This is a genomic window from Wolbachia endosymbiont (group A) of Sympetrum striolatum, assembly GCF_947250715.1.
GTDB lineage: Bacteria > Pseudomonadota > Alphaproteobacteria > Rickettsiales > Anaplasmataceae > Wolbachia.
Map to the genome: position 1 here is coordinate 619,555 of NZ_OX366342.1, position 12,524 is coordinate 632,078.

General features: G+C 35.8%; 14 protein-coding genes. 9 read left to right on the forward strand and 5 right to left on the reverse strand.

Annotation, left to right across the window (positions count from 1 at the left end; translation table 11 throughout):
* Positions 1–161: 161 nt before the first annotated feature.
* The 4 genes from dxr to OOK87_RS03040 all read right to left on the reverse strand — a co-directional run bounded on the left by dxr (position 162) and on the right by OOK87_RS03040 (position 3,651).
* On the reverse strand, positions 162–1,334 hold the full coding sequence (gene dxr / locus OOK87_RS03025) for a 1-deoxy-D-xylulose-5-phosphate reductoisomerase (RefSeq protein WP_264688023.1): 1,173 nt from the start codon (positions 1,332–1,334) through the stop codon (positions 162–164).
* A 73-nt stretch (positions 1,335–1,407) separates the two neighbouring features.
* Positions 1,408–1,905: a hypothetical protein gene (locus OOK87_RS03030; protein ID WP_264688024.1), complete on the reverse strand. Its 498-nt coding sequence runs from the start codon at positions 1,903–1,905 to the stop codon at positions 1,408–1,410.
* A 266-nt stretch (positions 1,906–2,171) separates the two neighbouring features.
* Positions 2,172–2,876, reverse strand: coding sequence for an ABC transporter ATP-binding protein (locus OOK87_RS03035; protein ID WP_264688025.1), 705 nt, complete (start codon positions 2,874–2,876; stop codon positions 2,172–2,174).
* A complete protein-coding gene (locus OOK87_RS03040; protein WP_264688026.1) occupies positions 2,869–3,651 on the reverse strand; it encodes an MlaE family ABC transporter permease in 783 nt (260 codons plus the stop codon). Before OOK87_RS03040 ends, OOK87_RS03035 begins: the two co-directional genes overlap by 8 nt.
* 331 nt (positions 3,652–3,982) lie before the next feature.
* Between OOK87_RS03040 and rpmF the strand changes: the two genes are divergently transcribed.
* Genes rpmF through OOK87_RS03055 form a run of 3 tightly spaced genes read left to right on the forward strand, consistent with a single transcriptional unit; the run spans position 3,983 to position 6,162 of the window.
* Complete coding sequence (gene rpmF, locus OOK87_RS03045; protein ID WP_010962967.1) at positions 3,983–4,165, forward strand: 50S ribosomal protein L32; 183 nt, start codon at positions 3,983–3,985, stop codon at positions 4,163–4,165.
* A gap of 10 nt (positions 4,166–4,175) precedes the next feature.
* Positions 4,176–5,213 (forward strand): phosphate acyltransferase PlsX, encoded by a 1,038-nt coding sequence (gene plsX / locus OOK87_RS03050; RefSeq protein ID WP_264688471.1) that lies wholly within the window; start codon positions 4,176–4,178, stop codon positions 5,211–5,213.
* Complete coding sequence (locus OOK87_RS03055; protein ID WP_264688027.1) at positions 5,206–6,162, forward strand: beta-ketoacyl-ACP synthase III; 957 nt, start codon at positions 5,206–5,208, stop codon at positions 6,160–6,162. The genes plsX and OOK87_RS03055 overlap by 8 nt, the downstream gene beginning before the upstream one ends.
* Before the next feature lie 914 nt (positions 6,163–7,076).
* Here OOK87_RS03055 and OOK87_RS03060 read toward each other — a convergent pair.
* Positions 7,077–7,571, reverse strand: a complete 495-nt coding sequence (locus OOK87_RS03060) for a Smr/MutS family protein (protein WP_264688028.1) — start codon at positions 7,569–7,571, stop codon at positions 7,077–7,079.
* Positions 7,572–7,663: 92 nt separating this feature from the next.
* On the opposite strand from OOK87_RS03060, the gene rlmB reads away from it, so the two are divergent.
* The 6 genes from rlmB (at position 7,664) to OOK87_RS03090 (ending at position 11,746) form a co-directional block, all read left to right on the forward strand.
* Positions 7,664–8,428: a 23S rRNA (guanosine(2251)-2'-O)-methyltransferase RlmB gene (gene rlmB / locus OOK87_RS03065; RefSeq protein ID WP_253307272.1), complete on the forward strand. Its 765-nt coding sequence runs from the start codon at positions 7,664–7,666 to the stop codon at positions 8,426–8,428.
* An 80-nt stretch (positions 8,429–8,508) separates the two neighbouring features.
* Complete coding sequence (locus tag OOK87_RS03070; RefSeq protein ID WP_264688029.1) at positions 8,509–9,231, forward strand: Bax inhibitor-1/YccA family protein; 723 nt, start codon at positions 8,509–8,511, stop codon at positions 9,229–9,231.
* Positions 9,232–9,768 carry a cytochrome c oxidase assembly protein gene (locus tag OOK87_RS03075; protein ID WP_264688030.1) on the forward strand — a complete coding sequence of 179 codons (537 nt, stop codon included), beginning with the start codon at positions 9,232–9,234 and terminating at the stop codon, positions 9,766–9,768.
* A gap of 143 nt (positions 9,769–9,911) precedes the next feature.
* Positions 9,912–10,226: a GIY-YIG nuclease family protein gene (locus tag OOK87_RS03080; RefSeq protein ID WP_264688472.1), complete on the forward strand. Its 315-nt coding sequence runs from the start codon at positions 9,912–9,914 to the stop codon at positions 10,224–10,226.
* A 99-nt stretch (positions 10,227–10,325) separates the two neighbouring features.
* Positions 10,326–11,303, forward strand: a complete 978-nt coding sequence (locus tag OOK87_RS03085; RefSeq protein WP_264688031.1) for a quinone oxidoreductase family protein — start codon at positions 10,326–10,328, stop codon at positions 11,301–11,303.
* A gap of 245 nt (positions 11,304–11,548) precedes the next feature.
* The gene (locus tag OOK87_RS03090; protein WP_264688032.1) at positions 11,549–11,746 is read left to right on the forward strand and encodes a hypothetical protein; all 198 of its coding nucleotides are present in this window, start codon (positions 11,549–11,551) and stop codon (positions 11,744–11,746) included.
* Positions 11,747–12,524: the final 778 nt, after the last annotated feature.

Genomic DNA, 12,524 nt, shown 5'->3' on the forward strand with positions numbered 1-12,524 from the left:
TCCTTAACATCCCTTAAGTTGATGCCATTGCCTGAACGGATACAATTATTCAACCATATTTTTGAAGATAGCTAGTTTCTTTATTTATTTTAAATTGAAGAAAGCTCAAATGAAAGATCGTGTTTTGCTAAAATCACAGAATGCAGTCTGGTTACATTACTCTAGCTATACGCAACAACTTTACTTTCAACAATTTTATTAGCAATAATACGACTTTCACAATCAATATTTATTATATCAGATAGTGAATTAATATCAGTGTAACTATCAAAACTTTCCATTGTTGATTCCACTACCTCTACTATTTTTAAAAAGCCAATTCGTGACTTCAAAAATTCATTAACAGCTATTTCATTTGCAGTATTGAGCACAATACTGTTTGTTTGTGGAGCAGAAGAGTTTAACACTGCCATGCTAAGCTTTAGCGCAGGAAAACGCTTATGGTCTGGTTCTTGAAAGGTCAATTTTCCTTGCTTTGTTAAATCTAATTTACGATTTAAAGCTGATCTTTCCGGCCAAGACAAAGCATATGAAATAGGAATTGCCATGTCAGTTTCTGCAAGCACAGCAAAGTTGAACCCATCCTTATAAGTTACAATTCCATGTACTATTGACTCAGGATGCACTATTGCTTCAATTTTATCCGGGCTGATGTTAAACAAGTTATGTGCTTCTATTATCTCTAGTGCCTTATTCATCATTGTTGCACTATCAACTGAGATTTTCCTTCCCATATTCCAAGTGGGGTGACTAAGCGCCTGATCTACCGTGACATTTCTTAATTGCTCAGAACTATAGTTTAAGAATGGTCCACCAGAAACAGTAAGTATGATCTTTTCTACGCATTTGTCGTCATTTTGCAAAACTTGAAAAATTGCGTTGTGTTCAGAGTCAATAGGGATTATTTGTACGTTTTTTTCTTTAGCTTTTTTAAGTAATAACTTTCCACCGCAAACAATGCTTTCTTTGTTCGCTAGTGCAATGACTTTAGTGCCACTTTCTATGACTTCTATAACTGGCCCAAGGCCTGCGATACCAACTATTGCAATAACTGAGAGATCAACGGGTAGGGAAGCAACATTTACTAGACCTTCAGCGCCAATTGCTATTTTTACATCTGTACCAAGTAGGTTTTCTCTTAAATCTTTGTAAAACCTTTCATCGGAGATAGCAACGTATTTTGCATTCAGCAGTTTTGCTTGGTGTGCCAGTAGAGCAAAGTCTGAGTGGGCACTTAGTGCTTCCACTTGGTATTCTTCTTTTCTCCTTGAGAGCAAATCTACAGTCTTTTTTCCAACACTTCCTGTTGATCCTAAAACTGAAACCTTTTTCACTAAGACAAACTCACAACAATAGCAACTTTTCTTATTAGGTCTTCTCGCATACTATTCAGCAGTTTTTAAGCGTTTAACCAAGTTCATGTCCGTGGTCATCGCCAACAGATGGTGAAGGACCAGGTGAAAAAGATTGACCATGGTGATCACCTGCATCATGCATGTCTTGCAAACCATCAGCATTATGAGCTATTTCATTATTGGCATGAGGGTAATCATCTGAGTGAGGTCCCTCATCACCATGAGCCATATCCATTCCTTCTGATGGCATATCTTCCCCACCTCCACCTGAAAAATGTTCTCCAAGGCTTTCAAGAAATTTTATGCCAAACATATTACCTGATTTTCCAAACAGTGTTACTAAACTACTGCCACTTACCAAACTTTCAAACACGTTACTATAAGCAGCAATTGCTCCTTCATGAAAGTTGAACAACCATTTCATTCCATCCACGACTGTTGAAACAGAGTCGCTATGACCAAGACCAAAACCACTTTTCTCACCAGCAGCCTCTTGGTGTTGCTGCTGCGCTTGCCATTCTGCAATATTTGGACCTTGAGCTTCACTCATAAATTTTTACTCTCAACCTTAAGCTATTATTTTATCACAAATATTGCAAAATATCAATAGAGCTTTTGAATATAGCTAATACAAACAATTTCTGTCATCCTATATATAGCTAAACTGACTTACGACAATTTGAAAAACGACAAATTCGTCATTCCGCTACTAGTTAGCGGAATCTATGCCGAGATACCGCGAATGAATCGCGGTATGACGTGTTGCTTGGGTCAGCTATAGGATCCAGTTTGAAAAAATCCGAATTCCAATGTCTGCTACCTTATATAACGAATGAATTTCTTTATATATTCGTTATTAGTATTTTGTATTTCCTGAACAGTTCCATGGGAAATGATCTCCCCTTCATGTAATACTGCTATTTTATCAGCTATTTTAAATGCGCTATGAATATCATGTGTAATCGTGATAATTGTAGTGTTAAGATCTTTAGATAATTTTATTATTATCTCGTTTACTATATCTGACATAATTGGGTCCAATCCTGAAGTTGGCTCATCTAATACGATGATTTCTGGATTGTGTGCAATCGCCCTTGCAAGTGCTACTCTTTTTTTCATTCCACCTGATAGCTCTATTGGAAACATATCTGCTATGCTTTCCTCCAGTCCAACATCATTTAACTTCTCGATTGCTAGCTGTTTTGCCTCCTTTTTGCTGATATTAAAGCGCTTTTTATAATTAAAAGATATATTTTCCCACACTGTAACGTAGTCAAATAAAGCGGAATTTTGAAATAAAACCCCAAATTTATTTTTGCTTTTACTATTTATTTTAACAGACCCTGAGTCTGGAGCAAGCAAGCCGATAATTGTTTTTGTTAGTACAGATTTGCCGCTTCCTGAGCCGCCAAGTATGACTAATGATTCCCCTTTTAATATATCGAAACTTAGATCTTTTAGTACTGTCCTATCATCAAAAGATAAGCTTAAGTTCAATATTGATATTATGGGGTTACGCATGTATCAAAGTAATCATGTAGTTTGCTAAAATGATCAGTATGGACGATAAAACAACAGTTGATGTTGTAGCAACACCTACTCCTTGTGCACCTTCTTTGCAATGATAACCGTAATAGCAACTTGAGACAGAAATTATGGCGCCAAAAGCAATTGCTTTTATTAGCCCAACAATAAAATCGTACATATTAAAGAACTGAGCTGTGTATTTAATGTATATATTTAAATTGTGGTTAAATTCGAAGACTGCAGTGATACATCCTCCAAATATTCCTATTAGATCTGCACATACTGTAAGTATGGGAAATACTATGATTGACGCTAAAATCCTTGGTGCAATTAAATACTTGAAAGGGTTGATGTTCAAAGTTGTAAGGGCATCTATTTGCTCGGTGATGCGCATTGTACCAATTTCTGCTGCAATTGATGATCCAACCTTCCCTACCATTATTAAGCTGATCAAAACTGGTCCTAACTCTTTAATGATAGTGATCGTAACAAGTTTGGGTATTATCTGCTCTTGGTTAATTAATGAGTCACTCAAGCTGCTTTGTAAAACTATCGCCGCTCCTATAAAAACTCCAGTGAGCCCAACAATTGGCAGAGAGAAAAAGCCTATCTCTATAATTTGTTTTGCTACGTTGCTAAAATAATATGGTGGCACAAAGCAGTGGTATAGAGATTGAATAAAAAATATGAATGCACTACCAAGCCTTAACAAAAAATTGATAAAGTACCTACCAATTATTCTAACACTATTTATATCAAAAAAGCTCACTTTGTATTCATTTTAGCTAGAGGTTAGTCTTACTGATTTTATTAAAATTTTTATTAACTTTATCGCAAAGTATAGCTGAGATATGTTTTAAGTTCAACATACTTGATGTTTTAATTTAAAGCTTAACCCAAGAAAGGTTTCCCTACGTCATACCGCCGCGGCGCTAACTAGTAGCGGAATGACGGTTTTTCAAATTGTAGGTAAACCTAAGCCACTTTAGCTATAGGACTCAATTACATAAGCAAACCTTACTTATTTTATTATCCCTGTTTACTTCTTGTAAAAAACATGTTATTAATGAATTGAATTTTGTAGTAGAATGGAGGAAGTTTTGGCAGTTCCAAAAAGAAAAAAGTCGAAGTCAAGGCGTAATATGCATCGTTCTCATCATGCTATTGAGCCTAAGAATGTTGTGGTATGTTCAACAACTGGAGAATTCATGTTGCCTCACAATGTAGCAGTAGATGGCAGTTACAAAGGAAAACGAGTTTTCATTAAGCAACAGGCAGAATGACTATTATGGTATGTTACCTACGGTCAATAATCACATAGTTATTGCACTTGACGCTATGGGGGGCGATTTTGCGCCTCTTTCCGTAATTCAGGGTGCTGGTTTTTTTTTGGATAATCTTGTTGACCCAGGCATTAAAGTTCTTTTTCATATTTATGGAGATAAGGAAAAAGTATCTCCTTTGCTTTTGAAATATAAAAAAGTAAGTAACAATTCTGAGTTTACTCATTGTTCTGACAATGTCCTTGCAAATGATAAGCCATCTTTTGCGCTGAGACATCGTAAAGACTCAAGTATGAAAGCTGCAATTGTTGCAGTGAAAGAAGTTAAAGCTTTCGGAGTGGTATCTTCAGGCAACACCGGGGCGTTGATGGCAATTTCCAGATTTATTTTAGGAACATTACCAAATATTTATCGTCCTGCTATTGTCTCTATCTGTCCAACTAAGACAAAAAGCTTCGCTTTGCTTGACCTTGGTGCAAATGTCGATTGTAATGCCGATTCGTTATTCCAATTTGCATTAATGGGAAGTATATTTGCAAAAGTAGCGCTAAAAATTGACAATCCTGAGGTTGCTTTGCTAAATATCGGTACAGAAGAAGTTAAAGGTAATGACTCAGTGCGCGGCGCTTTTGAGTTGCTTAAAAACGCTCCAGGCATTAATTTCAAAGGGTATATAGAGGCAAGTGAATTTTTAGAGGGTAATATAGATGTGATTGTTGCTGATGGTTTTGTTGGCAATGTAATGCTCAAAACAGCTGAGGCAACCGCTAGTACTTTTATCAATCTAATAAAGCAGGAAGTATTCAACTCGTGGATAGCGAAAATGCTTATTGGTATATTGTTAAAATCTAAACTAAATAAAGCATTAACGCGTTTTAATCCCAAAATTAGAAGTGGAGCTATGTTTTTAGGGCTGAATGGTATCATCATTAAAAGTCATGGAAATTCTGATGCTATTTCTTTTGCCCATGCTATAAAATTTGCAGTAAATGCAATTAGTGAAAATTTAAATCAAAAGATAATTAACGGGGTAAGTCATATTGAATAAAAGTTTCATATTAAGCACTGGATCTTATCTACCAAGAAAAACGTTGAGTAACAACGAAATTGCATCGATAGTTGAGACAAGCGATAAATGGATAAGGCAGAGAACAGGAATAGTTCAAAGGCATATAGCAGATGAAGGAGAATTAACGTCAGATCTAGCTGTAAATGCAGCAAAAAGTGCTATAGAAAAAGCTAAAATTTCAGTAGATGAAATTGACTTGATTATAGTTGCAACAACAACGCCTGATAAAACTTTGCCTAGCTGTGCAACGATTGTACAAAGTAAGTTAAAATGTAAAAACGCATTTTCTTTTGATGTACAAGCAGCATGCTCTGGTTTTATATATGCAGTTACAGTTGCTGATTCGCTCATAAAATCTAACAATAGAATTAAATATGCGCTCGTTATTGGTGCTGAAATAATGTCTAGGATTGTTGACTGGGAAGATAGGTCAACTTGTGTACTCTTTGGTGATGGTGCTGGTGCAGTGATAATAAAATCGGAAATGGGTAGCAGCGTCATCATATCAACAAACTTACACTCTGATGGCAATGTGGACATATTATGTACGAACGGAGGGGTATCCTCTACTGATGATTCTGGAAAAATATGCATGAATGGAAGAGAAGTGTTTAAACATGCAGTGGATAAGTTAACAGCCTCAGTAGAGGAAACACTAAGATGCAATAATTTGAAAATCACTGATATTGACTGGTTAATTCCCCATCAAGCAAACATTCGTATTATTGAAGCAGTAGTAAAGAAATTAGATTTTCCTATAGAGAAAGTGATTAATACCGTTGATAAGCATGCAAACACCTCAGCAGCGTCAATTCCACTGGCCTTAGACTATGCAATACAAGAATCAAAAATAAAATCAGGAAATCTGGTACTGCTGATTGCAATAGGTGCAGGTCTCACATGGGGTTCCGTGTTGCTGCGCTATTAGACTTCTTGCATTACCTCCTGTTACCCAACTCGTAGAACATCACACCATAGGGCACAGCATAACTGTATGAACATTGTGATTTGAGTCCACCAGATCTAAGTAGCTTGACTACTTGATTGGATGCTGAGTTGGTGAGTATAAAAGTATAGCTAACGCTGTCATACCGCCCACAACTGTACGAACATTGTGATTTGGTCCCATCAGGAGGGTGTCATCCGAGTAGCTTGACTACTTGGATCCAGGAATTTTAATTGTAAGTAAGCATACTGAGTTGATAAGTATAAAAGTAGCTAGAAAATAAACATTTTTGATGAGATTATATGGAAAACTGGATCCCAGTGTCTGGGCACTGGGATGACAGCAGTCCTACGTCATAACGCGATTCATTCCTACGTCATACCGCGATTCATTCGCGGTATCTCTTAACATAGATCCCGCTAACAAGCAGCGGGATGACACCTCTCTTGGGCTCTTTTAGCTACAAACATTAAGAAATTTACCAAATGAAAAAAAAGGCAAAGAACTCCCGTGGTGCGAGTTTTTGACTCTATATTACTGTAAGTGGCGCTGTAATAATGTGCTGACGCTTAGTTTAAGCGCGTTTTGGCTGAATGTAGAAAAAATTTAAAAGACATGCAGCCGCTATAATTTTATGTAATCCGCCAAAAAATACCCTAAGTTTTTTACTGAATTTTGTCATTGAGCCTGCAGGTCAAAAACAAGTTTTGAGTCATAAATACCCTTATTCTCATAATAAGGGGGCTGGCGGAGTTTGTCAAGGAAGTTTTTTCGTTTCTGCGGGCTACTTGAATAACGGCTACAATGTTTGTACAATTGTGCGTAACGCGCTGCCGAACACTGGTTTTTATATGGCTATATAAGAAAAATTAAGGCTTAAAAGGAAACTTAAGCAGCTAATAGGGCCTAAGCCTTTTTAATAAAACATAAAACGCCCCTTTACCACCATGTTTTTTCGTAGCTTGCTGGTAGTATAGAACCATATGCTGGATTTTAGTATCATTTAACCACTTATTTAAGTTATTCTTTATAGTGTCTGTTTTATTTGTTGCACTGCCGTATCCCGTAATTACCAATAAACATCTATTTCCTGCTCGATAATTTTTGATAATAAAATCTATCAATTTACAGTAAGCATCCTCTATACTATAGCCGTGCAAATCGAGCTTATCGCTTATAAAATATTTACCCCTATCAACTTTTGATTTTGTGTTTTGGTCAAGACAAAATGATGAGTTACCATTATTGGTATTAAGAAAATTCCTTTGTAAGTCGGAGGTACCTTTATCAACCATAGACTTTATATTTACTTTATGATTAACTTTTAAAGTAACTTTTCCACATTCTATTGGCTTAACATTTTTTTGCCAATCCAACTCATCGTCCGACATAAACGCATTAATCGAATTGTATAATTTTACAACAATATCCAAACATAGTAAAATGTTGCTTATTCTATAAAAATCAGATTTTCGATAATACGATGAAATCGTCAAAAACTAATGAGAATTTTTGGCTGTATGGAAAGCACACCTGCATGTCAGCACTGAAGAATAAAAATAGGCGGTGTATAGAACTATTAGCAACAGAAAATTTCTATAGAGAACACGAAAAAGAAATTAGGCAATGTGCAAATAGTAAGGGCATTAAAGTTCGATTAGTAGAAAACAAAATACTTAATGACGTTTTATCTAAAGGTGCTAACCATCAAGGAATTGCTTTAAATGTTGCCCCTATTCTTTGTAACTTAAGCATCGAAGAAGTAGCTGAAAGCTCAAACGACAGCTCTACTATAGTCATTTTAGATCAAGTCACTGACACGCACAATATTGGGTCAATTTTAAGAACTTCAGCTTGTTTTAATGTCAACGCATTGGTTTTACCACATAACCACTCACCGAGTGAAAATGCATCTATTGCAAAAGCAGCAAGTGGAGCTTTAGATATTGTTCCGCTAATATACGTTACAAATATAGTAAAAACTATGCAGTATTTAAAAAAGGTCGGCTACTGGTGTTACGGGTTTGATTGCAATGCTAAAGAAAATATAGATGAAATAAAGAGCTTTGAGAAAAAAAGAGTAATCATTTTTGGTTCTGAAGAGAAAGGAATGCGGAGGTTAGTTAAAGAAAATTGTGATTATCTTTTAAAAATCCCAATGTCAAACGTAATTGACAGCTTAAATGTTTCAAATGCAGCAGCAATAGGCCTATATTCTATTTATATTAAAACAAATGCCAGCGCATAACTGTTTATAATAAAAATACTTGATAAAAATGTGGTTTTATATTATAATGTGTTAAATAATGGACAAAAGGAGTTGTATTTATGTCTTACATGAGAAATGAACAGGATATCCGCTCTCAGGGCGTTTATTATAGCGCTGGGCTCAGAAGTTACCTAACTAAAGTATATAATTACATGGCTTTAGCTTTAGGCGTTACAGGGCTTGTTGCGTTTCTAACGGTATTTTCTGGTCTTTTTCAGGTAATTCATTCTAATCCTGTTCTGTCGCTTGTGATAATATTCTCTCCAGCTGCATTGGTGATCTATATGCGGTATAGAATTCAACACCTAAGTGCTCAGTCTGCCGTTACTATATTTTTCTCGTTCTCAGTGTTAATGGGGCTTTCCTTATCTTATATTTTTATAGTTTATACTGCAGAAAATATAGCAAGAGCGTTTTTCATTACATCAATTATGTTTGGCTCTATGGCTTTATATGGTAATACCACAAAAAGAGATCTTACAAGTATGGGCTCTTTCTTGATTATGGGAGTCTTGGGGATAATTATAGCATCCATAGTAAATTTATTCCTTGGAAGTAGTCCTCTCTACTTTGCAATATCGTTCATATCAGTAATAGTCTTTACCTTAATGACTGCGTATGATGCTCAAAGAATCAAGGACGTTTATTATAAATATAACGACGGATCAGAAGTCGCTACTACTAAATTGGCAATACTGGGTGCAACTGATCTTTATTTTAACTTTATTAACATATTTCTCAATCTACTCAGGTTACTTAACTTGTTCAATAATAGGGACTAGATGTTTTCCTTTTTAAGGAAAGGTAGTAAGAATTCTATAGTTTTCTTTTTAATATCTTTAGTCGTGTTGATGCTATGTCTTGCATATGCATCGGTGCCACTATATAGCATTTTCTGTAAAGCTACCGGGTATGGTGGCACAACAAGAAAAGTAACTAATGCAACAATAAGTGCAACTGACCAAAAAATCAGGGTCCACTTCAATGCTGATATAATGTCCGATCTACCTTGGGAATTTAAATCAGAAACTAACTACGTTGACGTAAACATAGGAGAACAAAGTTTAGCATTTTATTACGCAAAAAATCTATCTGATCATCTTTCATTTGGTATGGCAGTATATAACGTTACGCCTTTCAAAGCAGGTAAGTATTTTAATAAAGTTGCATGCTTTTGTTTTGAAGAACAAATGTTGCTACCAAAACAAAAAGCTGCTATGCCCGTATCTTTCTATATAGATCCTGAGATAATGCTTGATAGTAATACAAAAGATTTGAGGGAAATAACACTATCATACACGTTTTTTAAGCTTAAGTAACAAACTTTTTCCTATTGTCATCCAAAGCTGAAAGAAGGTATCCGTTCAGGATAGCGGCAAGGTAGTATAACCATAGAGTAAAAGTGAGTTTACAACAAATGGTGTCATCCCAGTGCTTGACACTGGGATCCAGGTTACTATATATGAAAAGTTATTATGTTTATATACTTGCAAGTGAACGAAATGGAACCCTGTATATAGGTATAACATCAAATTTAATTAAACGAATTTGGGAGCATAAAAGCAAATCCATTTCCGGTTTCACGTCAAAGTACAATGTTAGTAAATTAGTCTACTTTGAGGAGTTTCAAGACATAAATTTAGCAATTAGTAAAGAAAAGCTTCTAAAAAGCTGGCAGAGAAAATGGAAAATAAACTTAATTGAAAAAACAAATCAAGAATGGAAAGATTTATATGATGAAATCGTATCTGGATTCCAGCGTCACGCGCTGGAATGACAGGAGGTAACGCAAGAAGTCTATTGATTGTGAAAACAATAACTTTGCAAAATATTAATTATTAGATAACATAATCAAAGTTTTTATCTTACATTCATCATGGTTAGAGCTATACAAATTAAAAAAACTGGGGGGCCAGAAGTATTAGAATTTGTAGATAAGAATATAAGTGAGCCAAAAGGCGAGGAAGTTTTAGTACTTCACACAACTATCGGCTTAAATCGTTATGATTTAGAGCACAGAAAAGGTACACGCAAAATTAAAAATTTACCATCAGTGCTTGGAGTGGAAGCAGTTGGGGTTATTGAAAAACTTGGTAAAAAAATCAGTGATGGATTCAAAGTTGGAGACAGAGTTGGATATTGCACAGCTCCTCCAGGGGCATATTGTGAAAAGCGCATTATACACCAGAAATATCTGATAAAAATTCCAGATGACATATCTGATGAAGTTGCTGCTGCAGTGCTGTTTAAAGGTATGACAGCTCACTATTTAGTTAATCAATCTTATAAAGTTAGGCCTGGTGCTTTCGTGCTAGTTCATGGGGCTAATGGTGGTTTAGGACAAATAATATGCCAATGGGCAAAGGATAAAAAAGGTGTAGTGATAGGCTCTGTAAGCTCTGATGAAAAAATGAAGACAGCTTTACAAAGTGGCTGTACATACGCAATAAACTACAATGATAAAGACTTCGTTTCTAAAATTATGGAGATTACGCAAAACAGAGGAGTAGGTGCAGTGTATGACCCCATAGGTTACGCTACAAGCAAGCTCTCTTTTGAATCTTTAGGCAGGTTCGGCATATACGTTTCCTATGGGCAGATATCAGGTAACGCTCCTATTAGTTTTTCTTTACTTAGTTCACGTTCGTTATTTGCAACTGGAACCTCAATATACCATTATAAGCATGATAGATTCACATTAGTGCTTACCACAATGGAAATCTTCGAGATGATAAGAAAAAAACTTTTAACTGTACGGATCAATAAAAAATATAAATTTGATGAAATAATTCAAGCCCATCGTGATATGGAAAATAGAAAAGTAAGTGGGTTAAATATTATTAAAATCTCTTAAATAAATTAGTAATTTAAACTAACCATTCATTAAATCATATCAACTAGAATTTCACATATTTAATTCTCCTTTTGGGGAAATTAAAAGCATATAGCTAAACTGACTTAGGCTTACCGACGATTTAAAAAACCATCATTCCGCTACTCGTTAGCGGAATCTATGCTGAGATACCGCGAATAGACTTCTTGCATAACCCAAATTAAGTAGAAAAAGGTATCATCCGAGTAGCTGACACTGGTTCCTTTATGACGGCAGTAGCCCCTTCTCCTGTCATCCCAGTGCCCAGATACTGGGATCCAGTTTCACCTTATGATGGTGTCATGAAAGTAGCTGACACTGGTTTCCATCCAAGACGGTGTCATTCCAGTCTGGAATCCAGAAAAAAGAATGGTGTCATCCCAGTGCCCAGACACTGGGATCCAGGAATTTTATTAAGTTGGTAAGCATAAAAATAGATGTTTTACGTTAAAATACAACGTTTTCGATGAGATTATATGGAAAACTGGATCCCAGTGTCAAGCACTGGGATGACAAAAAAAGGAGTACTGGAATGACAGCAGTCCTACGTCATACCGCGATTCATTCGCGGTATCTCAGCCGCTAACTGTTCTCCCTCGTCATACCGTCACGGTATCTCTAGATCCCGCTAACAAGCAGCGGGATGACGATTGTCGTTTAGCTATAAATATTTAAGAAATTTACCAAACGGAAAAAAAGGCAAAAGAAGCCCCGGTTAATATCTATTTTCAGTATTGGCGTTTTTTAAGTCTTAAACACTGCAATTTGGCTGCTTTTAAATGCAACTCACCTTATCTCAAATGTTTAAGAAATTTACTAAGCAGAAAAAAAGGCAAAAGAAACCCCGTGGTAATTAGTGTTCACTCTCTAATCCTTCAAATTGGCGTACTATACTGTCTTAAACGACTTATAAGCGCGTTTCAGCTTATATAGGTAAAAACCCAGAATATTGTGAAGACATAAGGTGCACATAGTGCAAAAAATTAAAAATAAGACGCCAACTACGTTGTTTTTTTGCTGTTTAATCTGCACAGATGAAGATAACTGAATACCTTCACTATCATGATAAGGGGGCTGGCGGAGTTTGTCAAGGAAGTTTTTCGTTTCTATTCCCAATAAAAGTTTGTTATAAGGTTATGCAAGAAGTCTAATGAATCGCGGTATGACGTCTTAGCTATAGATGCTGATTTGTGTGATTTCAAG